This is a genomic window from Mesorhizobium sp. M1399 (assembly GCF_040317735.1).
GTDB lineage: Bacteria > Pseudomonadota > Alphaproteobacteria > Rhizobiales > Rhizobiaceae > Mesorhizobium.
In genome coordinates, this window is sequence record NZ_JAMYKZ010000015.1 from 121,603 (window position 1) to 142,644 (window position 21,042).

General features: G+C 61.9%; 17 protein-coding genes and 2 pseudogenes. 10 read left to right on the forward strand and 9 right to left on the reverse strand.

Annotated features, from left to right (window positions below; all coding sequences use genetic code 11):
* Window positions 1-581: 581 nt before the first annotated feature.
* A pseudogene (locus NKH05_RS25025) lies at window positions 582-920 on the forward strand (diacylglycerol kinase); the annotation flags it as partial.
* Between the two features lie 65 nt (window positions 921-985).
* Here the strand turns inward: NKH05_RS25025 and NKH05_RS25030 are convergent.
* A complete protein-coding gene (locus tag NKH05_RS25030) occupies window positions 986-1,297 on the reverse strand; it encodes a DUF4143 domain-containing protein (RefSeq protein WP_352495642.1) in 312 nt (103 codons plus the stop codon).
* Between the two features lie 187 nt (window positions 1,298-1,484).
* On the opposite strand from NKH05_RS25030, the gene NKH05_RS25035 reads away from it, so the two are divergent.
* From NKH05_RS25035 to NKH05_RS25070, 8 genes are all read left to right on the forward strand, one after another.
* Window positions 1,485-2,687: an ABC transporter substrate-binding protein gene (locus NKH05_RS25035; RefSeq protein WP_031195079.1), complete on the forward strand. Its 1,203-nt coding sequence runs from the start codon at window positions 1,485-1,487 to the stop codon at window positions 2,685-2,687.
* 76 nt (window positions 2,688-2,763) lie between these two features.
* Entirely contained in the window at window positions 2,764-3,630 is an 867-nt protein-coding gene (locus tag NKH05_RS25040) for a branched-chain amino acid ABC transporter permease (protein WP_023722333.1), read from the forward strand.
* Window positions 3,631-3,635: 5 nt separating this feature from the next.
* The gene (locus NKH05_RS25045) at window positions 3,636-4,610 is read left to right on the forward strand and encodes a branched-chain amino acid ABC transporter permease (RefSeq protein WP_352495643.1); all 975 of its coding nucleotides are present in this window, start codon (window positions 3,636-3,638) and stop codon (window positions 4,608-4,610) included.
* Between the two features lie 4 nt (window positions 4,611-4,614).
* Window positions 4,615-5,394, forward strand: coding sequence for an ABC transporter ATP-binding protein (locus NKH05_RS25050; RefSeq protein ID WP_352495644.1), 780 nt, complete (start codon window positions 4,615-4,617; stop codon window positions 5,392-5,394).
* Window positions 5,395-5,396: 2 nt separating this feature from the next.
* Window positions 5,397-6,119 carry an ABC transporter ATP-binding protein gene (locus NKH05_RS25055; protein ID WP_023722330.1) on the forward strand — a complete coding sequence of 241 codons (723 nt, stop codon included), beginning with the start codon at window positions 5,397-5,399 and terminating at the stop codon, window positions 6,117-6,119.
* An 8-nt stretch (window positions 6,120-6,127) separates the two neighbouring features.
* A complete protein-coding gene (locus NKH05_RS25060) occupies window positions 6,128-6,868 on the forward strand; it encodes an aspartate/glutamate racemase family protein (protein ID WP_352484980.1) in 741 nt (246 codons plus the stop codon).
* A 102-nt stretch (window positions 6,869-6,970) separates the two neighbouring features.
* Window positions 6,971-7,675: a GntR family transcriptional regulator gene (locus NKH05_RS25065; RefSeq protein ID WP_023722328.1), complete on the forward strand. Its 705-nt coding sequence runs from the start codon at window positions 6,971-6,973 to the stop codon at window positions 7,673-7,675.
* A 643-nt stretch (window positions 7,676-8,318) separates the two neighbouring features.
* Window positions 8,319-10,247 (forward strand): adenylate/guanylate cyclase domain-containing protein, encoded by a 1,929-nt coding sequence (locus NKH05_RS25070; RefSeq protein ID WP_353026289.1) that lies wholly within the window; start codon window positions 8,319-8,321, stop codon window positions 10,245-10,247.
* Window positions 10,248-10,612: 365 nt separating this feature from the next.
* Here the strand turns inward: NKH05_RS25070 and NKH05_RS25075 are convergent, their stop codons facing one another.
* The 7 genes from NKH05_RS25075 to NKH05_RS25105 all read right to left on the reverse strand — a co-directional run bounded on the left by NKH05_RS25075 (window position 10,613) and on the right by NKH05_RS25105 (window position 17,190).
* A complete protein-coding gene (locus NKH05_RS25075; RefSeq protein WP_031195077.1) occupies window positions 10,613-11,032 on the reverse strand; it encodes an Ohr family peroxiredoxin in 420 nt (139 codons plus the stop codon).
* A gap of 55 nt (window positions 11,033-11,087) precedes the next feature.
* Complete coding sequence (locus NKH05_RS25080) at window positions 11,088-12,056, reverse strand: alpha/beta fold hydrolase (RefSeq protein ID WP_502913263.1); 969 nt, start codon at window positions 12,054-12,056, stop codon at window positions 11,088-11,090.
* A 94-nt stretch (window positions 12,057-12,150) separates the two neighbouring features.
* On the reverse strand, window positions 12,151-13,269 hold the full coding sequence (locus tag NKH05_RS25085) for a redoxin domain-containing protein (protein WP_353026291.1): 1,119 nt from the start codon (window positions 13,267-13,269) through the stop codon (window positions 12,151-12,153).
* 72 nt (window positions 13,270-13,341) lie between these two features.
* Window positions 13,342-13,998, reverse strand: a complete 657-nt coding sequence (locus NKH05_RS25090; protein ID WP_502900367.1) for a VOC family protein — start codon at window positions 13,996-13,998, stop codon at window positions 13,342-13,344.
* 37 nt (window positions 13,999-14,035) lie between these two features.
* Window positions 14,036-15,316 carry an epoxide hydrolase family protein gene (locus NKH05_RS25095; RefSeq protein WP_352791668.1) on the reverse strand — a complete coding sequence of 427 codons (1,281 nt, stop codon included), beginning with the start codon at window positions 15,314-15,316 and terminating at the stop codon, window positions 14,036-14,038.
* Window positions 15,313-15,741, reverse strand: coding sequence for a DUF6130 family protein (locus tag NKH05_RS25100; RefSeq protein WP_352641810.1), 429 nt, complete (start codon window positions 15,739-15,741; stop codon window positions 15,313-15,315). The genes NKH05_RS25095 and NKH05_RS25100 overlap by 4 nt, the downstream gene beginning before the upstream one ends.
* An 87-nt stretch (window positions 15,742-15,828) precedes the next feature.
* A complete protein-coding gene (locus NKH05_RS25105; RefSeq protein ID WP_352917689.1) occupies window positions 15,829-17,190 on the reverse strand; it encodes an epoxide hydrolase family protein in 1,362 nt (453 codons plus the stop codon).
* Window positions 17,191-17,416: 226 nt separating this feature from the next.
* On the opposite strand from NKH05_RS25105, the gene NKH05_RS25110 reads away from it, so the two are divergent.
* The gene (locus tag NKH05_RS25110; RefSeq protein ID WP_352484985.1) at window positions 17,417-20,272 is read left to right on the forward strand and encodes an ATP-binding protein; all 2,856 of its coding nucleotides are present in this window, start codon (window positions 17,417-17,419) and stop codon (window positions 20,270-20,272) included.
* A 419-nt stretch (window positions 20,273-20,691) separates the two neighbouring features.
* Here NKH05_RS25110 and NKH05_RS25115 read toward each other — a convergent pair.
* Window positions 20,692-20,931 (reverse strand): annotated as a pseudogene (locus NKH05_RS25115) (IS91 family transposase); the annotation flags it as partial.
* Window positions 20,932-21,042 lie beyond the last annotated feature (111 nt).

The following is a 21,042-nucleotide window of genomic DNA, read 5'->3' on the forward strand; positions in this document are numbered from 1 at the left end:
AACGCGGCTTCGGTTGGGGCGGGTTGTACCGCCCTGCTATTTCGTCGCCGTCCTTGGTGCTCTCCCGTTCCTCGCACCGGGGTGGAACGGCGTGCGCATCAGAAGCTCGCCAGCCAGGCGACAACATCGATATAGCGGATCGCCAGCCAATTGAGCACCAATAGGCCGAAGGCCAAAACGACGCCGAACCCTGCGCTGTCGTTCACCGGCTCCATCCCGTGCTGATCGTGCGTGATCTGGCGATTGACGATGGCCGAACCTGGGCGAGCCAGCAGCGCGATTCGCGCTGCAGGCCGGCCATACAATAATCAGCGTTAGCCCGCGTGGCGCTGCTGAGAAGAACCGGAATTTCGTGATGGCTTGCCGCCGCCATTGGCGCGGCACTGGGGGACTGGCTGTCCTTCTGGATCGGCAAACGGCTTGGAAAGCGGGTTTCGCACTATTGGCCCCTCTCCTGTTCTTCGAGCGGTGGGGGGCCGCCGGCGCTTCTTCGGTCCCTTGCGTGCATCCGTACCCATGGTGGCGGGCATCTGCGCGATGCCCGCTCTGACGTTTCAGTTTGCCAATATCGCTTCGGCTCGCCGGAGTTCGTAGCCGACGTTGCACGGTTTTTCGACGTCACGAGAGGACACGTCTTGCTCGCCGGTCCCAAGACGATCGCGAGCGTTCCGGATTTTGCTCGCGCGGATCGGGAACTTGTCGTCGTTCGCTCCAGTATGGATCCCGAGGACACGCTCAAGCGCTTTGCCGGCCGTGTCGTCTTCATCGGCGGCGGTCCACCGGTCTGGGACGCCTACGCGCGCTTCGTCAGCCACTGGGATGTCACGCGGCTGCCCTATGACGGGCCGGCGGACCGCTGGTTCGATGCAAGATGGCTTACGGCGGGTGGCGAAGTTGCCAGAAATCACCGCGACCAATGAAGGCTCGGCTCGTATCGATCTGGGATTATTTAGACCACCTCGCGACTCAAGTTCCAGACCGCATTTTATGCAACTTTACATCGAACACAGAACCGACAGCGGTGCAGCTTGCAATTATTTCGCCGAACGGCGTCACACGGTGATGGTCGTGCAGCACCAGCCCGCGCACAAAACGATCGCGGACTCCTTCCTGCAACTGGTGCAATCCCCGAAAGTCCTGCGGAACCGTTTGCGGAGGCCTTCACCTCGATACCGACGACCCGACCGCGTCGATCCTCGATCACGACGCCGACCTCGTCCTGATTCTTGGTCCGGTAGTGTGAGAAAGACACCCGTCGCTCTGACCACCATGCGAGCTTCAGGAATTCCGACACCACGAACCTCTCGAGCAAAGCACCGAACCGCGATCGGTCCTACGTTCTTCGTCTACGGCCGCTCACAAGATTGTCAACAATCCGATAAAGTTTTGTTGACAGGTGATTGATTTGAGCCTTCACTCACAAAAATCCGCGTATCGGTCGAGTTCTGTCGCAACAATGCGCGGCCTCCAAAGGGGAAAGAACAATGATCAACAGACGTTCAATAATCACATCCGCGGCGCGCGGCGCCGTCTCCGCGCTGGCAATCATGGCCGGCGGCACAATAGCGGTGCACGCCGCCAACAAGGAACTCAAGATCGGCTTTGTCGGCGTGACGAGTGGCGCGGCCGCTGCGTGGGGCACATCCAACGTCCGCTCGATGCAGACGCGCGCCGCCTGGATCAACGAAACCGGCGGTGTGAAGATTGGTGACGAGACCTATGACGTCAAAATCGTCACCTTCGACGACCAGAAGGACCCGAAGCGGGCGATCGCCGGCATGGAGAAGATGGCCCAGGAGGGCATCCACTATGTCGTCGGTCCGAATGTCGACGACGGCGCGGCGGCGGTGCGTCCCGTGGCAGAATCCAAGGGCATCATCTATTTTCCCTACGCATTCCCGAAGGAACTCTACACCCCGCCGGCATCCAACGCCGTGCTCGGCATGATCGCCAACTACCAGTCGGCTCCGGCGATCTACAAATATCTCATGGAAAACAGGGGCGTGAAAAAAGTTGCCTTTGTCGCCGCCAACGAATCCGATCCGCTGAGCCAGCGGGATGGCGGTGTTGCCGCGGCAAAGGCGCTCGGGCTCGAGGTTGTGGCTGCCACGGATGTCTACCAAAACGATACCCGCGATTTCACGCCGGTACTGACGCCGATCGTTTTGCAAAAACCGGACCTGCTGGTGCTTTCGGGCGTCGCGCCGGGCAATGCGCCGCTGCTGATCCGCGCCGCGCGCGAGCTCGGCTACGAAGGCCTGATCTCCACCGAAACGGCGCAGGATGCCAAGGTGTTGGAAGAGGGCGCGGGCGAGTTGGCCAACGGCTTCATCTCGGTCGGCGGCGCATCGACGCCCGAAATCGCGTCCGACACGATGAAGGAGTTCGTCGAACGCTATACGAAAATGTTCGGCGAATACAATGACGAGTCCAACACCAAGGTCTACGCGCTCGAATACATCATCGAGACGCTGAAGGCGAACCCGGCCGCGATCGACAATGTCGAGGAGTTCAAGAAGACGATCGACACTTTCTCGGCGCCCAATCCCTATCTGAAGGACGATGCCAAGCTGACCTATGTCGGAATGACGTCGTTTGGCCAGAAGCGCCAGCTTTCGGTCCCGATGGTGGTCACGGAATACCGCGACGGCAAGTTCGAGACGCTCTTCGTCGCTCAAGTCGATTGACGCAACTGCACTGAAGCGGATTGCCGCAGAGACTCGAGCATTCGTCTTCAGCCTCTGAACGGCCGGAACCATCCTGATGGAACAAGTCATCGCCAACGGGCTTTATCTTGGCGCGCAATACGCCTTGATCGCGCTCGGTCTGACCCTGATCTTCGCGCTAATGAACGTGCTTAACTTTGCCCATGGGCAGATGTACGTTCTCGGCGGCTTCGTCACCTACACCGTCTATGGCCAGCTCGGCATGCCTTTCGTCGTCGCGCTCGTCGCGTCCGGGGTCACGCTGCTGGTCATTGGAGCGCTTGTCGAGAAATTCCTTTTCAGGACGGTGATTAAGCGAAGCGTGCGGGAGGAAAGTACGATGCTTCTCGCGGCGGCGGTCGCATTCTTCCTCGACGCCGTGATCCTCCTCCTGTTCGGCGAAAAGCAGCGCGGCGTGCCGAAGATCGTCAAAGGCGTCTTCGTCTCCGACAGCCTCATAATGCCTTACGACCGGCTGCTGGTCGGCGCACTCGCCATACTGTTCATCGCCTCCTTCGTGCTTTTCATGCAGTACAGCAAGCCGGGACGTGCCATGCGGGCGCTGGCGCAGGACCGGGTCGCGGCGCAGCTGATGGGCGTCGAGGTCGACCGCTATTCGATGATCGGCTTTGCGCTCGGCGCCATGCTTGCCGGCATAGTCGGGGGGCTGCTGGTCGCCATCACCGGCGTCAATTCGGGCATCGGCGGGCCGATCTCGATCAAGGCGTTCTTGATGGTGATGATCGGCGGGGCCGGCGTGGTCAGCGGAGCGATCGCCGGCGGCTTCATCCTCGGCATGATGGAATCGGTCGGCCTGACGGTGCTACGCCAATATGGCGACGTCACTTATCTCGTCATCTTCGCCGCGCTGATGGTGTTCCTGAGCATCCGCCCGAACGGGCTCATGGGCAAGCCGTGGGGATGATGGACATGAAGCGTACACGCAACATCCTCGTCGTCGCTGTCTTCCTGCTGGTCGTACTCGTCGGCGTGCCCTGGCTGATTGAGGCGACCGGTCGGCTCGACCTCTACTACACGCTGACCTCGGTCGCGCTGCTCAGCATCGCCAGCGCCGGGGTGTGGGTGACTTTCTACATCGGCCGCATAAATATCGGCCAGGGCGCCTTCGCGCTTATGGGCGGCTATGTTTCGGCCATTCTTGTCGTCCAGTACGGTGTGTCGTTCTGGCTGACACTGCCGCTGGCTGGGCTATTCTGCGCCGCTGCAAGCGTGCTGATCGGACTGCCCATCCTCAGACTTCGCGGCGTTTATTTCGCCATGGTCACGCTGGTTTTGACCGAAGTGGCGCGGCTGCTCGCGCTGGCGCTCCCGATCACCAACGGAGCCAAGGGCATGGTCAGCATTCCGCTCCCCGGCGGCATCTCGATCTTCGGGCTGACCATCCTTCCAGATTTCGCGGCGCTCCCCAATCCGCGTCCCGCCTTCTATCTGGTGTCGGTTGTGCTGATGGTGCTGTGCTTTGCGGCGCTCTACCGCCTAGTCCATTCGCGCATTGGCAAACTCTGCCAGTCGTTGCAGCAGAACGAGGAACTGGCCTCCTCGATCGGCGTCAACATCGCCTATCTGCGCGTTATCGCCTACGCCATCTCCTCATTCCTCGGCGGTCTCGGCGGTGCGATGTTCGTCGCCATCTCGCAGTCGATCTATCCGTCGAGCTTCACCGTCACCGACTCGGTGAACTTCATGCTGAACTGCTTCCTCGGCGGGCTCGGCCACGTCTTCGGGCCGATGATCGGCACCTTCGTGCTCTATTTCGGCTGGGATTTCCTGTTCGAGACCGGCGAGTTCCAGTTGCTGATCTTCTCTTCGGTGCTGATCGCGCTGATGCTGTTCCTTCCCAACGGCCTGCTCAGCCTCAGGCTGTTCGGCAAGAAGCAGGGCTAGGACCATGACTGAGCTTCTCCAGATCAAGGCAGTGACCAAACGCTTCGGCGGGCTGGTCGCGGTCAACAATGTTTCCTTCGCGGTCCGCGAACGCGAAATCCTCTCCGTCATCGGCCCCAACGGCGCCGGCAAGTCGACGCTGTTCAAGTTGATTTCCTCTTTCCTCAATCCGACCTCGGGCGAAGTGCTATTCCGGGGAGAGCGGATTTCAGGCCTGGCGCCGCATATCGTCGCCCGGAAGGGCGTGGTGCGCACGTTCCAGGAGACGACGATCTTCAAGGGCATGACGGTGCGCGACAATGTCATCATCGCGCATCACCTGCGTTCCAATGCCAGCCTTGCCGGCTTCTATCTCGGCACGAACACCGCACGGCGCGACGAGGATGAATTCGGCCGCTCGGCCGACGAGATCATCGACTTCCTCGATCTCGGCACGCAACGGCATGAGATCGCCAGCACGCTGCCGCACGGCCATCTGCGCGCGCTCGGGATTGCCATCGGGCTCGCTACCAACCCGACCGTGCTTCTGCTCGACGAGCCCTTCGCCGGCATGAACCATGACGAAACCGTGCGCGCGGTGGAGATGGTGCGCGGCGTGCGGAAGCGCGGCGTGACTGTCCTGCTGGTCGAGCACGATATGCCCGCCGTCATGAACATTTCCGACCGCATCGTCGTCCTGAACTTCGGTGTGAAAATCGCCGAGGGAACGCCGAAGGAAATCCAGGAGAACGAAAAGGTCATCGAGGCCTATCTCGGCGTCGAAGATGAGACGATCGGATTTTAGCCATGAGCGAACTGCTGAAAGTCTCCGACATCGAACTCTACTACGACCATGTCTATGCACTGAAGGGCGTGTCGCTCAACGTCAACGAGGGCGAGACCGTCGCGCTGATCGGCGCGAATGGCGCGGGCAAATCCTCGATCCTGCGCGCCATCACCGGCCTGAAGAAAGTCCGCAGCGGCGAGATTCATTTCCGGGGCCACCGCATCGACGGAACGCGCCCGGACGAGCTGGTCAGGATGGGCATCGCCATGGTGCCGGAGGGTCGGCGCGTCTTTTCCTACATGACGGTGCGCGACAATCTGATGATGGGCGCCTTCACCCGCACCGACAAGGCCGAAATCGCCAGGACGCTGGACATGGTGCTCGCGCGCTTTCCGCGCCTGAAGGAACGCTATTCCCAGACGGCGGGCACGATGAGCGGCGGCGAACAGCAGATGCTGGTGATCGGGCGGGCGCTGATGGCCAAACCGAAGCTTCTGCTGCTCGATGAACCCTCGCTCGGCGTCGCGCCGAAGCTCGTCCAGGACATCGCCCGCTCCATCGTGGCGATCAATCGCGACGAAAAGGTCAGCGTTCTCTTGGTCGAGCAGAATTCGCGCATGGCGCTGCGCATCTCGCAGCGCGCCTACGCACTGACGACCGGAAAGATCGCGCTGGCCGGACATTCGGCTGAGCTGCTTGGCGACGACCGGGTCAAGAAACTCTATCTCGGCGGCGAAATATGAAAGCGCAAATGGACATACTCGTCGTCAATCCCAACACCACTGCGTCCATGACCGAAAAGATCAGCGAGGCGGCGCGCGGCGCGGCTTCGGCCGGCACCAGGATCATCGCCGTCAATCCGAAGGACGGGCCGCCGAGCGTCGAAGGCTATTTCGACGAGGTCTTCGCCATCCCGGGAATGATCGGCGAGATCCAGAGATATCCGGCGGCGAGCGCCTGCGTCATCGCCTGCTTCGACGACACCGGCCTCGACGCAGTACGCTGCGTCGGCGAGATGCCGGTGGTCGGCATCGGCGAAGCGGCGTTTCACATGGCAAGCCTAATTGCCGGCAAGTTCAGCGTGGTGACGACGCTGTCGCGTTCGGTGCCGGCGATCGAGCACAATCTGGTGCGCTACGGCCTCGCCAGCCGCTGCGCTAGGGTGCGGGCAAGCGACGTTCCCGTTCTGGAGCTCGAAGTGCCCGGCTCCAACGCCCGCCATCGAATTTCGGAGGAGATCGAGCGCGCCATCCGCGACGACCGGGCCGAAGCGATTGTGCTGGGATGCGCCGGCATGGCCGACCTCGCCGCCGCGCTCAGCCGCGAACATGGCCTTCCTGTGCTCGACGGCGTCGCCTGCGCGGTACAACTCTGCGAGAGCCTCGTCAGCCTTGGCCTGTCGACCTCGAAGCGCGGCGGCTACCAGGTTCCACTCGAAAAGTCCTTCGCCGGAATCTTTGCGTCCTTTTCGCCCTCCGGCCGTGTATCCTGATGCGTGCAAAATTGTTGACATTCCCACACAGGATGTTCGATGTCCGGCCGGAAACGCGGTGTTCGCGCCGCTATGCGATCCGGCCGCCGGGACAATGAGACGATGGACCTGCTTGGACCAAAGACACGGGATGGCGACAAGCCGACGATGCGCTGGTTTCCGGTCTATGCCGGCCTGCGCGACGCCATCGTCAGCCACCGCCTCGCACCGGGCACAAAGCTGCCCGAGGACGAGCTCGCCTCGATCTATTCGGTGAGCCGCGCGGTGATACGCGCGGCGCTGCAGGCGCTGTCGCATGACCGCTTGGCTCGGCTCGAGCCGAACCGCGGCGCGTTCGTCGCCCAGCCGACCAAGCAGGAAGCGCGCGAGGTGTTCGAAGCGCGAGCGCTGATCGAGCCCAAGGTCGCGGCGCTTGCCGCCGAAGTGGCAAAGCCGGCCGAGATCGCGCAACTGCGGCTTCATCTCGAAAAAGAGCACGAGGCCCTGCATGCCGGCCGCGACAGCGACGCCATAATGCTGTCGGCAAAATTCCATGTCGGCATCGCTGAAATCGCCGGCCATTCGATCCTGACCGGCTTCGTCAAGGACCTGTTGTCGCGGTCGTCGCTGATCATCGCGCTCTACTGGCGCCGCCGCGACACCACCTGCGAAAGCCACGCCCATCACGCCCTCGTTGATTCCATCGAAAAGCACGACGCAAAAAACGCGTCCGACCTGATGCAAAGTCATCTCATCGACCTTCTGTCGGGCCTTGATCTGTCGCTTGGCGAGAAGAAGCCCGAGAGCCTGTCGGACATCTTGCGCTGATCTCCGCTGTCAAACTCTTCGCCGGAGTTCGCCTATGTCCGCACGTGCTGGGCGTGATCGAAGCAATGCATAGCATGCATCGGTCCATGAGGACTGCTTCTTCGTTCCTGCCGTCATAACAGTAGCGCTCGTTGAGTCCGCGGCGCTGCCCTCCAGCTTCGGCTACTCCTGCTGCCGCACAACGGACGGGCAATGCGCCGATCAGAGCTTGAGGCACGCAGTCGCAGCAAGGATTGGCAAACTGCCGGTTTTTCTTACGGCCTTTAGATACGACCTGATGCGATCGGTCGATGGCCCTCGCGAGAGGCCAGTTCCAGACTGTCTGTTTATGCGACTTTGGAAGCACAAAAGGGGAACATCTAGCGGCTTATGTGTTTTCGACGTCAACAGCCTCTGGCGGTCAGATCGGCGATCGACCGGCATTGTGAATGCCTGGAAGGGGCCGGAACCGGACTGTCAGCTTTCAAGATGACTGGACAAGATAGCCGGCCTTTGCGTCCAGCCTCGTCTGACCGCTGTGCGCCAGAAGCGACCTTTCGGACCACCGGGGCTAATGGACGACCTCCTGGCTTTGGCCGGGCGGGCTCGTCAGGGCGCCGCGATAGGTGTACAATTTTAGCCATGTTGGGTCCGGGGCCGGATGATGATCGTCCCTCCATTGAACCGGAAACTGCTGGCAATCCTTGCAGCGGATATGGTCGGCTATTCAACGGCGATCGAAATTGACGAAGCTGGCACCATCGGACGCCTGAGAGCTATCCGGGCCGACGTAACCGATACGGCGATCGCTCTGCACCAGGGTCGAATTGTCAAACTATTAGGAGATGGCGCACTTGTCGTCTTCGACAGCGTGGTCGATGCGGTGATCTGCGCAGCCGAAATTCAAAAAGCTGTGGCCGTTCGCAATGGTGGACTGCCGGAGCATGAGCGGATTGTGTTCCGCATCGGGATAAATCTTGGCGATGTGGCGCTCGTGGATGGCGATGTGTATGGCGACGGCGTCAATATCGCCGCTCGGTTGCAGCAACTCGCTGACCCGGGCGGCGTGATCGTATCGGGCACGGCCTTTGACCATCTGCAGGGCAAGCTTGATTGGCCCCTCGATTTCGCTGGCGAGCAGCAAGTCAAGAATATCAATCGCCCCGTGCGGATGTACCGGCTGAGGCTCGATGGCAAGCCGGCGCGCCGCCCGCTTCTCGGAATGATGCCGCGCTGGGCCAGGACGGCTGCGGCGGCCATCGTGGTGCTGGCTCTGGCGGGTGGAGGGACATGGTGGGTCTTTCAGCCTGCGCCACTGGGGGCCAAGCCGTCGATCGCGGTGCTGCCCTTCAATAATTATGGCGGCGACGGGGCCACCGGGCGTTTGGCCGATGGCCTCACCGAAGACATCATCACCGATCTCGCGCAGTTTCCCGAACTCGACGTCGTGGCACGCAATTCGACGCAAGCGTACAAAGGCAAGTCGCTGGATGTCCGCCAGGTCGCGAGTGCGCTCGACGTCGGCTATGTGCTGGAAGGCTCGATCCAGCGCCTGGGCGGTCGGCTGCGGATCACCGCGCAGCTGATCGATGCAAAAACCGGCAACCATCTGTGGTCGGAGCGATGGGACCGGCCTGCTGAAGACGTATTCGCCGTTCAAACCGAGATCGCCGAGCAGGTCACCAACCGCCTCGGCAACGGCGTGGGGCTGATTCAAGGCGCGGGGCGGGCTGCAGCGAAGCGTAAACGGCCGGACAACTTGACTGTCTATGATTACTACCTGCTCGGAACCGAAAGGATTGAAAAGATTACCGTAGCGGATGAGGAGGAGGCCATCAGGCTGCTCAACCTCGCTGTCGAGCTGGACCCGGGGTTCGCCCGCGCCTGGGTGGAACTTTATCATGCTCATAACATATTGGCTGGCTTCGGTATCAATCCCGAGAGCGAGATCAAGGCGGCTGCCGATGTAGCCGAACGCGCGGTGCGGCTCGATCCGAGCGACGCCGAGGCGCACGCCGTTTTTGGCATGAGCCTCAAAGACAAGGGCGACAACGCCCGCGCCAAGGTCGAGCTGGACACGGCCCTCCGCCTCGCTCCGGGTTCGGCCGAAATCCTGACATTCTATTCCGGCTTTGCGGCAGGCTTCGACGAACCCGAACGCGGCGCTCAGTTGGTCGACCAAGTTATACGGCTCGACCCGAATTACCCGATGTGGGCAACTGCTTTCTACTCCACTGCCTATTTTATGGCTGGTCGCTATGAGGACGCCTTGAAGATGCTGGAGCGCAAGACGCCCGATAACTACGGCAAAGGGGGTTGGGTGGTGCGTAGCAGCTCCTTTGCGGCTCTGGGTCGAATCGATGAGGCGAATGCTTCGGTCCGGGAAACCCTCAAACGGTATCCGGACCTGACCGTCGAGGGCATGGTCAATGAATTCAGCTTGAGCAAGACGGAGCGCGGTCGTTTCATCGAGACAATGCCGCTAGCCGGCTTCCCGGCGTGCGCCAAGACCGGGTCGCTGGCAAAACTCGCCAAACCTGTGCGGCTGCCGGAATGCGAGGCGGGGGAGGCGCAGCCTCTCGGGCAGCCATAGAACAAGCTCGGCGCAAAAGGGAGACGTGAGCCGCGAATCACCCCGGCACTGGCGGGCGCTGTCGCCGAAGGTTGGAGGCGATGACACATATGGTTGTGACGCCGCGCGAGGCTCCCGCTAGCGAACGAAGAACTCAGGGTCAAACGCTCAAGTGAGTATCCCTACGGTGGAAGCCGGCTGAGCAAGTGATTTTCTGAGCAGTGGCGATTATGTCAGGAATGGGCCGACAACGGATCGGCAGCTTCGAGCCCGTGGATATCGAAAGCGGACATTCACGTCGATGTGGGCATGATCATCATCTGACCCTGAACAGACTGGGAGCGAGGTGCCAAAAGCTTCAACGCCGAAGAGCGATTTAGGTCAAATCAGACGATCCTCATTACGACATCGATGTTGCCCCGTGTCGCTTTGGAGTAAGGACAAATCTCGTGCGCTTCATCCACCAGAATTTGTACCACATCGCGCTCCAGACTCGGCACGGCAATATCCAGTTGGACGCTAAGAAAGTGGCCGTTTTCTCCGTAGTTCAGATTCACCTCGGCCTCGATGCTCATCCCTGCAGGCAGCGCGATTTTTCGTTCGTGGGCCGCAGATGCGATTGCGCTTGCGAAGCTGGCCGACCAGCCGGCCGCGAGCAACTGCTCCGGATTGGTGCCGATGCGCGCCGATCCAGGCGTCGATAGCCAGATGTCCAGAAGACCGTCGGAACTGCGCGAGGCGCCATTTTCGCGACTGCCCGTGGTTGCGGTCCTGGCCGTATAGACAACCCTTGTGATGTGGCTCATGGGCATTCTTTGCTGGTAGCGGTAACCGCCGCTTCGGCGGTTGCCGCGAACTCGATCAGGCGTCGACTTCGACAACGGCATCGGCAAAGGCCTGCGGCGCTTCCTGGGGCAGGTTGTGCCCGATGCCGCCGGTGACGACCCGATGCGCGTATCTGCCCGGGAACATCGTGGCGTATACGCTGGCGTCCGGATGCGGCGCGCCATTGGCGTCGCCTTCGAGGGTGATCGTCGGCACGCCGATGACCGGTGTCTGCGCGAGTCGCTCCTCGAACGCGTCGTATTGCTGCTCGCCGGCGGCGAGTCCGAGCCGCCAGCGATAATTGTGGACCACAATGGCCACGTGATCGGGATTGTCGAAGGCTGCGGCGCTGCGCTCGAATGTGGCATCGTCGAAATTCCACCGCGGCGACGCGAGTTGCCAGATCAGCCTGGTGAAATCTCGTGTGTATTTCTCGTAGCCGGCGCGGCCGCGATCGGTGGCGAAGTAATATTGATACCACCATTGCAGCTCGGCCTTGGGTGGCAGCGGCAGCTTGCCGGCTTGCTGGTTGCCGATGAGGTAGCCGCTCACCGAGACCATCGCCTTGCAGCGTTCAGGCCATAGTGCGGCAATGATGTTCGCGGTGCGCGCGCCCCAGTCGCAGCCGCCAATCGTCGCCTTTTCGATGCCCAGTGCGTCCATCAGGGCGACAATGTCCGCGGCAATCGCTGACTGCTGACCGTTGCGCATCGTGTCGTCCAACAGGAATCGGGTCGTGCCGTATCCGCGCAGGTAGGGAACAATCACGCGGTGGCCTTTCGCTGCCAGCAGAGGAGCGACATCGGCATAGGTGTGGATGTCATACGGCCAGCCATGTAGCAGGATGACGGGCGGGCCGTCGGTCCGTCCAAGTTCCGCATAGCCGACGCTCAGCACGCCGGCCTCGATCCGCTTCAAGGGCCCAAAGGACGCCGCAGGCTCTCCAGTCGTCTGTTGCGCTTGTGCCGGGCCGATCAGGCCGAACTGAGTGGCGGCGACAGCCATCGCGGCGGCGCCAAAGAACCGACGGCGATCTTGGTCGATTTCATCGGGGATATTGAGCGAATGCATTTGGGAACCTCTATCCTTGCGCGGGCGATCAGCCGAACGTGAATGCAAAGACCTCCACGCCTGAGTCGAGAAACTCGATCTCGAACTGGCGATCGACGATGGGTTTCGATTGTCGGATCAGTTGGTACAGGCGCTGCTCTGTCACTGCGCCTTCGCCCATTTCATTGACGTCGATGCCGTGAGCCGTGCCTGGCGGCTGCCCGTCGATCAGCACGCGAAATCTCACAGACGTTCCCGGCGCTGCCGGACCCATGACCAGATGAAGGTCGCGCGCGTGAAAACGGTACGCGATGCGGGCATCGGACTTGTTCAGTACGGCGGTTTCTTTCCTTACCGTCCAACTGCCAGACAGCCCCCACTCATTCAGGCGTAGTCGCGCCGGCACGTCGTAGATGTGCGGCGCGTCCAAGACCGCTTCACCGCCGGAGGCAGAATTCTGGGTGCGTTCGTAGCCGAGATAATTTTCCGGAGACTTGAGGGTCTCCCAATCGGCCGCGGCCTCGATGCCGCGGGCATCCACCGACACAGGCTCACGGTCGAATCCGCCGGCGCCAGCCTCAGTCAGCAATTCCTGGATGACCATTTCCGACTGTTGGTATGAGCCCTCGCCAAAGTGGTGATACCGGACGCGTCCCCGCGAATCGACGAAATAGAGTGCCGGCCAGTACTGGTTGCTGAAAGCCCGCCATATGAGATGGTCGTTGTCGACGGCGATCGGGTAATCGATCCCCAGGTCTTTCACCGCCCGGTGCACGTTGTTCAGGTCTTTTTCGAACGAGAACTCCGGCGCGTGGATTCCGATCACCACCAAACCATGCTTCCGGTATTTCTCGTCCCAGGCCTGAACGTAGGGAAGCGTGCGCAGCCAGTTGATGCAGGTGTAGGTCCAGAAATCGATGAGGACGACCTTGCCATGCAAAGGCGACGCCGTCAGCGGCGGCGAATTTATCCACTCGTGCGCCACGCCAAGCGAAGCAAGCTCGGATTGACTCTCGAACTGGTCGGAGGAAAGTCCGTGAAGGAACGGAACCCTCATCGGTGCGGAGGCTATCGGCTGAGCCACATTCGTGTCTCCCAGAAAACTGGCAATCGGAGCCCCGATTGCCATTGCGAGCGCCACGGCGACGAGCAGCTTAATTGCTTTCATCGACGACGCCTTTTCAGTTTCGATCGATATCGCCGCGCAGACGGTTCAGCGGCGCGCTGCGCGCTGAATCCTTCAGAGCGGAAGCTCTTTGCCGGCCTGCTCAGCCACCATGTATTCCGCGTACCAGTCCGGCCAGTTCTCATCGCGCTGGCCGCCGTTGCGCTTCTCGTGCTCGCCGTGGGCCTCCGACGCGCGTCGCAGCGCGGCAACAAGATCCGCTCCGGAAGCGTAGGTCGTGGTGTCGATCCGGCCGGGAAAGCGGGTGGTGATTTCCTGCAGCAGCCATTCGTTGCCGTCCGGGTCCTTGAACGTCGCGAACGAGGAGTAGCTGCGCCGCTCGGGATCGCGCCCCTTGACCGCCGGCTTGCCGGGACCTGTGCGGTGAAACGCCTCGCTGACCTCGGCGCCGTGGCCAATGAGCTCGGCGCGCGCCGCCTCGATGTCCGACACGACAAGATAAAGTCCGCTTGCCGAGCCTGGCGCCGCCGTCGTGATCCCCGTGCCGAAGTGGATCGAGGCAGGCGAGCCCGGAGGTGTGAACTGCACACCCCGGAACGTATCGCCGACGACGAAATCGCCGTCGAGCCGCCAGCCCAGGCCGCTATAAAAGCTCTTGGCGCGATCGACGTCCGAGACGGGGATGACCACGACCTCGAGCTTCATGTCGAGCGCCTGCTTTTTGAGGGTCCCGGTCGCAGTTTCGCGCTTTTCGTCACTGGGCGTTTTCATGGTTTGAGACATTTGTCGTTCCTTTCGAGTGAGGTGGTTATTTGGTTTGCCGCAGCGGCCTGAACGCGGCGCGCAACTCGGCAGAAAAGAGCTCCGGCTGCTCCCACGCGGCGAAGTGGCCGCCTTTGTCGACCTCATGGAAGTAGATCAGGTTGGGGTAGGCGCGCCGGGCCCAGGTCTCGGGGGCCCGATAGCCTTCCCCCGGAAAGACCGTAATGGCCACCGGCAGCGAGACTTCGCTGGTCTTTTCAGGGCCGGCAAAAACGGGACTGCGCCCGCCGCCGTACTCCCAGTAAATTCGCCCGGACGAGGCGGCGGTGTCCGTCAGCCAGTACAGCGTGATATCGTCCAGCACCTCGTCAGGCGACCTTTCAGGGTCGCTTTTGTCGTAGGTCCAGCCCGAAAAGCCCGGATGCCCGAGCATCCAAGCGGCGAGCCCTGCGGGGGAGTCATTGATGGCGTAACCGACCGTCTGGGGTCGGGTGCCCATCATCGTGGCGTAGGATCTGTTCCCCATCTTGGCGGCCATGCTGAGCGCATCGAACGCCGCGCGCTCCTTGTCCATGAGCCCCGCCGGCGCCGGTCCGCCGGCGGCGAGCACCGCGGCAATCTCTGGCGGTACGACAGCCGGCAGGTTGACATGAATGCCGAGCAGGCCTGCCGGGGCCAGACGTCCCATTGCATTCGAAACGGGAGAGCCCCAGTCGCCGCCCTGGGCGACGTAATCTGTGTAGCCAAGGCGCTTCATCAGCTCTGCCCAGGCTCGTGCAATGCGGTCTGTACCCCAGCCAGTATCTGTGGGTTTGCCGGAGAAGCCGAAACCCGGCAACGACGGCAGTACGAGGTCGAACGCGTCTTCCGGGCTACCGCCATGCGCCGTGGGATCGGTGAGCGGGCCGACGGTCTTGAGCAGTTCCAGCACCGAGCCGGGCCAGCCATGCGTCATGATCAGCGGCAGGGCATTGGGATGTTTCGAGCGAACGTGAATGAAGTGGATGTCCACGCCGTCGATCGTGGTCATGAACTGGGGCAGGGAATTCAGCTTCGCTTCCGCTGTCCGCCAGTCGTAGGCCGTGCCCCAATACTCGACGAGCGGCCTGATCTTCGCGAGCTGTATGCCCTGCGACTGGTCATCGACCGTCTCCCGGTCGGGCCACCGTGTCTGCGCAATGCGACTGCGAAGATCATCGAGCGGCGCTTGCGGCACATAGACTTTGAAGGGCCGGATCGAGCGATCCTCGACCGGGTTGGCGGAGGCGGGCGCGGAAAGGATGCAAAGCCCGAATGCCAGCACGGCCGCCAGTTGGTCGAGCCTCATGGCTGCACCTTCTTGTCCGGAGTGTGGAACGTCACCGTTTGTTTGGTGAAGACTTTGCCTTCTGGATCCACCACCTCGATCAGCACCATGTGCTGGCCGCTTGGCATGCCCACCAAGATGATGGTGTTGCTCTGACCGTAGTCCGCCCACGCCCAAGGCAGGTCGTCGACGGTGACGTGCAGATGCCCGACCCGCGGAGACACGTTGCGCGCGACCGCCCCGCCCACAGGCAGGATGCGCAAGTTCTCCACCCGGTACGGGATGAACACGACGCCGCCGGCCAGCGGACCCGGAAGCGGCGGCTCCACGATCAGCTTGGGTGCGGGCTCGTTGTCGATGGGAACGACCGTGCTCTGGGCAAACGCGCCCGTGGCGAGCACGGTGCAAGCCGCGAGTGCGGCGAGCGTCTTGATGAGGGGGTTCATTGCAGTCGCTCCCTTCGGAGGTTCGCTACGCAGCTATCGCTGGGCGGAAGATGACGAGCGTCCGGCGCGCCATCCCCCGCCAACACGTCATGTCTGCAACGTCTTGAATGTTGCGCGCACCTCATCGGTGAAACTCTTCGGCTGCTCCCAGGCGGCGAAATGGCAGCCCTTGTCCGTGCGGCCATAGTGCAGAAGCTTCGGGAACGCGCGTTCGGTCCAACTCTTCGGTGCGGTGTAGATTTCACTGGGGTTCGCAGTCGCACCGACGGGAATGGTGATGCCCTTGGCGTCGAAGAAGCCGGCCTTCGCCGTTTGCGTATGTTCCCAATAGAGACGTGCCGACGAGATCGCCGTGTTCGTCAGCCAGTAGAAGGTGATGTTGTCGAGGATGTCGTCGCGGGTAAGGCCCTCCGGCTCTCCATCGAAGGAGCGGGCGATCAGCGCATAACTGTCCGCATCGTGATCGAGGATCCACGCCGCCAGGCCGGCCGGTGAATCGACGATCCCGTAGAGCGTTTGCGGACGAAGAGCCATCTCGTTGGCGTAGCCCAGGCCGTTTTTGTAGAAGAACGCTACCTGCTCGTAGGCACGCTTCTCGTCGGGGCCAAGATCAGCGGGGGGCGGACCGCCGGAGGCCAGCGCTTTCACGATCTCCGGCGGAATGGTCCCCGGCATATTCGTGTGGATGGCGACCAGCTCGGGAGGTGCGATCAGGGCCATCTGTTCCGTGATGAGTGCTCCCCAATCGCCGCCCTGCGCGACGTAGCGGTCGTAGCCAAGGCGTTTCATCAGCACGATCCACGCCCGCGCGATGCGCCCGGGATCCCAACCGGTTTCGGTGGGCTTGCCGGAAAAGCCGTAGCCCGGCATCGACGGGATCACCACGTCGAACGCCTCCGCCTCCGTGCCTCCGTGCGCAGTGGGATTGGTGAACGGGTCGATGATCTTCAAAAGTTCGATGACCGAACCGGGCCAGCCGTGCGTGATGATGACAGGCAGGGCGCCCTGATGCTTAGACTTCACATGGATGAAGTGGATGTCGAGCCCATCGATCTCAGTGACGAAATTCGGCAGCGCCTTCAACTGCGCCTCGCACTTGCTCCAATCGTATTCCGTTCGCCAGTACTGCATGAGCTTCTGCATTGTGGCGAGTTGCACGCCCTGCGTTGGCCCTACAGTTGCTGGGGTCGACCAGATCCGCCGGGACGCCTCGTCGGAGACGAGTTCGCGCTCGGGCCAGCGCGTGGCGGCGATGCGCCGGCGAAGCTCATTGATCTCCTCCTGCGGGAAACTGACGGAGAAAGGGCGGATGGCATCGCTCGTGGATGCGGCGGCCAATTGCGACGGGAGCAGGCTTGCCGCGCCGGCGGCGGCGATGCCGGCCGCCGCCGTGCCCAAAAGTCGCCGGCGATCCTGGTCGATTGCTTCGGAGGTTCTGGTCGTGTCCATGGGTCTCTCCTGGGTTGATGGGTTTGCGATCTATCTACGTAGCTTGAACTACGCCCAGGAGGCGGGATTAGCCCGTTATGCGTCGTGAGCTTGTGTTAGCCGCTGCCAGCCTGCCGCTTTTTTGAGCAGATAGGAGGCGCCTAGACTGTGAGACTCCCTATGGTGCAGGAGCGCTCCTTGACTTAAACTGCGGCGCTGGGTGCAGGCGGCTCCAAAAGAAGACGCCATGACGAAAACGGGAATACAAGCCAAAGACAGATTGTCGTTTGGCCCTTTCCATTTTGCTGCGGGTGAAAGGCTCCTGACAAGAGAAGGCGCTCCCGTAGAGTTGGGTTCGCGCGCCATCGACATTCTCATAGTCCTGACCTCTGCACCGAATGAAGTCGTCAGCAAGAAAGATCTAATGTCGCGGGTTTGGCCGGATGTCGTCGTCGAGGAAGGCAGCCTGCGGTTCCACATGACCGGACTGCGCAGGGCGCTGGGCGATGGAAAGGATGGCGCGCGGTACATCGCGACGCTTCCGGGGCGGGGCTATTGCTTCGTTGCGCCGGTTTTGCGATTAAACAGCCCACGCGACGAAGCCCTATTCATTGCCGCTGAGTTTCCGCACGCGAATCTTCCAAACCGCTTGAGCCGGATGGTCGGACGGGACGAGGATGTTCTTAAGCTGTCGGTGCAGCTGAATGCTTCGCGGTTCGTCACCATCGTTGGCGCCGGTGGCGTCGGCAAAACCACCGTCGCGATCGCAGTCGGGCATCACCTGATCGAAGCATTTTCAGGGGCGGTCTTGTTCGTCGATCTGGGAATGATCGGCGATCCCGGTCTGGTGACGACAGCCGTCGCCTCGATGCTTGGACTAACGGTTCAAACAGAGGATGCGACGCCCAACCTGATCGCTTACTTGCGCAACAAGCGGATTCTGTTGATCCTCGATACCTGTGAGCATCTCGTGGATGCGGTGGCGCCTCTGGCCTCGAGCATCGTCGATGCGGCGTCACAGGTCTACATCCTGGCGACGAGCCGCGAGGCGCTTCGGGTCGAGGGCGAACATATCTGCCGGTTGGATGCGCTTGCGTTTCCGCCCGACGAACCGGGGCTAACGGCGGCCATCGTCCAGACATTCCCGGCCACCCAGCTGTTCGTCGAGCGAGCGGTGGCAGGTGGCGCTCGTTTGGACATCGGCGACGCCGAGGCCTTGATCATCGCAAGCATCTGCCGAAAGCTTGACGGGGTGGCGCTCTCGATCGAACTGGCGGCCAGACGTGTCGAATCCTATGGGCTGCAGCAGACAGCCGCGCTTCTCGATCAACGCCTGACACTGCTGTGGCTCGGTTCACGGACAGCGCCGCCGCGTCAGCAGACCTTGCAGGCGACACTAGACTGGAGCTTTGGGCTCCTGACCGACGTTGAGCGCGTGGTGCTTCGCAGGCTCGCTGTATTCGTCGGTCATTTCACGCTCGATGCCGCCCTGGAGGTCGTGACGAGCGCGACCCTCGACCGATCGACCGTCCTTGGCGCCATGGACAGTCTTGTCGGCAAATCGATCGTGGCGACGCGTCCGGTTGGAGCAATGATGCGCTACAGGCTCCTCGATACGACGCGCGCCTACGTTCTCGACATCCGGATCGATGACGCCGAGGCTGCCGATCTGGCAGTGCGCCACGCCGCCTACTATCGGAGATGGCTGGAGCAGACCGGGATCGAGTGGCCAAGCCTGGCGACCGGTGAGGAGCGGGCGCCCCACTTCGCCGCCATCAACAATGTCCGGGCTGCCCTGGAATGGTGCTTCGGCGACAGCGGAAACGCCAACATCGGCGTCGGACTCGCCAGCGCTGTCGCGCCGGTTTTCCTGGCAATGTCCTTGTTGCCGGAGTGTCATCGCTGGTCTGAAAGAGCAATATTCGCTTTCGACGATGCCGCCCTTGGCGGACTTGACGAGATGCATCTTCAGGCAGCCCTCGGCGTGTCCTTCATGTTCATGCGGGGAGGACGCGACAGGGCGCGCGTAGCTCTGGAGAGGAGCCTGGCGATCGCCGAGCAGCGCGGCGATCCGCTGGACCGGGTGCGTCTGTTGGGTTCGCTCAACATGTTCCATCTGCGGACGGGCAATTTCGCAACCGCCCTTGAGTTTGCAAGGCGTTGTTCAGCCACAGCCGCGACCTTGGACGACTCGGTCGTCAACGCGCTGGCACACTCGATCCTGGGCATCTCGCTCCACCTGCGAGGCGACCTCGCGGAGGCCCGCGCAGAGCTGGAGGCGGCGCTCGACCGTGGGCCGCGCTCCCAGCGGACCACGACGATCTATCTGGGCTTCGAAGGCAAAATCCTGGCCAGGGCCATCCTGGCGAGGAACCTTTGGCTACAAGGCCATCCGGACCAAGCCATGGCACACGCCCGACAGGCCGTCGAAGAGGCTGCCGCCATGGATCATTCTCTAACGTTGGCGATTGCGTTGATCTGGGCGATATCGGTCTTCCTGTGGACCGGTGACCTGAAGAGCGCCGAGGCGTACATAGATATGCTCATCGCCCGCGCGGAATCCCATTCCATGACTCCGTACCTGCTGGTCGGTCGGGGCTTCAAAAGCGAAGTCGCGATCCGTCACGGCGATGCAAAAAGCGGCGTCGAGGGCCTGCAGACATCTCTTCGGAAGCTCCACGCGGCGCCTTATGAATTGCTCACGACGCCGCTCAACCTCTCGCTAGTTAGGGGACTGTCCGCGATCGGTCAGGTTGATGAAGCCATTGCGTTGATCGACGAGTCGCTTGGTCAAGTCGAAAAGAACGGCGACCAGTTGTACCTCCCGGAGTTGCTACGGATGAAGGGAAGCCTCCTTCTCCAGTCGGAGCGCAACCGTGATGAAGCTGCCGCCTACCTCATGCAGGCACTGGAGTTGAGCCGAAGTCAGCGCGCACGGGCATGGGAGTTGCGAACCGCAATCGACATGGCGACGCTGATGGCCGGGCGCGGGGAGATCAACAGCGCTCGCGAGCTCTTGCAGTCGGTTGCGGCGTATTTTGTGGAGAGCCTGAATACGGCGGATGTCGGGGCTGCCGAACACCTGCTGGCGACACTGAGGTAGAGCCTCAATGCCACTTCTCCTAATGGTGTCGTCCCCTCTCGGCGCAATTTCGACGGTGGTGTGGGCACTATTAATGTCGGCTTCGGGAGGACAGGAGTGGCTGGCTGAATGACCGACATGCTGAAGGGTTTCGGGTGCCGTCAGGCGTACGAAAGTCTCTCATGCAGGAACCCGCGGGCCGCAGACGACGGCCTATGGGGATTTGTGTTTCGGAGCGTGCCTGGGTCTGTCGCGAACTTCCGCATAGGATGCGGTGGGCATGGCGTGGAAGCGGCTTCCGGGCCCGGTCGCAGAGCCTGGAGCGTTGATTCCGACGGGATTGGTGTGCGTGACGACCGGCTCGACGGCAATGTGCACATAACATCCCGTTGACCGTCGCCGGCGTGGCGCGGTCGTACGAGCAACTTGGTCATGCCGGGTCATGAGGTGTTCTCCCGGTTCGGCGCTCGTGAGGTTGGCGGCGCACGAGGCTGGCACCACCGTTCGAACCTCTCGATGACCACCATGCGCCCGCCGCAGCAAGGGCAAGGCGGGCGAACGTCAGCCGGTTATGCTGAAGGGTTGTCTTCGGGTGGCGGAGCGACGTTCAGCAGTTCGCGCACGAGTGCGAGGCTGGCTTTGCGGGCGGAGCCGGCGAGCAGTCCATAGTGACGGATGCGCCGCGCATGGAACTGTCAGGAATTCTGTGCGCGAGGCCGGTTTCGTCATTGGCTGACGAACCTTTCGCCGAAGACGACGGCGAACTGGGTCTTGGCCTCGAACCATTCGCG

What these genes read in the sequence shown, in the direction of transcription:
- NKH05_RS25035 (WP_031195079.1), top strand. Translation starts at nt 1,485, where the DNA reads ATGATCAACAGACGTTCAATAATCACATCCGCGGCGCGCGGCGCCGTC.
- NKH05_RS25045 (WP_352495643.1), top strand. Translation starts at nt 3,636, where the DNA reads ATGAAGCGTACACGCAACATCCTCGTCGTCGCTGTCTTCCTGCTGGTC.
- NKH05_RS25050 (WP_352495644.1), top strand. Translation starts at nt 4,615, where the DNA reads ATGACTGAGCTTCTCCAGATCAAGGCAGTGACCAAACGCTTCGGCGGG.
- NKH05_RS25040 (WP_023722333.1), top strand. Translation starts at nt 2,764, where the DNA reads ATGGAACAAGTCATCGCCAACGGGCTTTATCTTGGCGCGCAATACGCC.
- NKH05_RS25100 (WP_352641810.1), bottom strand. Translation starts at nt 15,741, where the DNA reads ATGAACCCCCTCATCAAGACGCTCGCCGCACTCGCGGCTTGCACCGTG.
- NKH05_RS25110 (WP_352484985.1), top strand. Translation starts at nt 17,417, where the DNA reads ATGACGAAAACGGGAATACAAGCCAAAGACAGATTGTCGTTTGGCCCT.
- NKH05_RS25060 (WP_352484980.1), top strand. Translation starts at nt 6,128, where the DNA reads ATGGACATACTCGTCGTCAATCCCAACACCACTGCGTCCATGACCGAA.
- NKH05_RS25090 (WP_502900367.1), bottom strand. Translation starts at nt 13,998, where the DNA reads ATGAAAACGCCCAGTGACGAAAAGCGCGAAACTGCGACCGGGACCCTC.
- NKH05_RS25075 (WP_031195077.1), bottom strand. Translation starts at nt 11,032, where the DNA reads ATGAGCCACATCACAAGGGTTGTCTATACGGCCAGGACCGCAACCACG.
- NKH05_RS25095 (WP_352791668.1), bottom strand. Translation starts at nt 15,316, where the DNA reads ATGAGGCTCGACCAACTGGCGGCCGTGCTGGCATTCGGGCTTTGCATC.
- NKH05_RS25065 (WP_023722328.1), top strand. Translation starts at nt 6,971, where the DNA reads ATGGACCTGCTTGGACCAAAGACACGGGATGGCGACAAGCCGACGATG.
- NKH05_RS25055 (WP_023722330.1), top strand. Translation starts at nt 5,397, where the DNA reads ATGAGCGAACTGCTGAAAGTCTCCGACATCGAACTCTACTACGACCAT.
- NKH05_RS25105 (WP_352917689.1), bottom strand. Translation starts at nt 17,190, where the DNA reads ATGGACACGACCAGAACCTCCGAAGCAATCGACCAGGATCGCCGGCGA.
- NKH05_RS25085 (WP_353026291.1), bottom strand. Translation starts at nt 13,269, where the DNA reads ATGAAAGCAATTAAGCTGCTCGTCGCCGTGGCGCTCGCAATGGCAATC.
- NKH05_RS25080 (WP_502913263.1), bottom strand. Translation starts at nt 12,056, where the DNA reads ATGGCTGTCGCCGCCACTCAGTTCGGCCTGATCGGCCCGGCACAAGCG.
- NKH05_RS25070 (WP_353026289.1), top strand. Translation starts at nt 8,319, where the DNA reads ATGATCGTCCCTCCATTGAACCGGAAACTGCTGGCAATCCTTGCAGCG.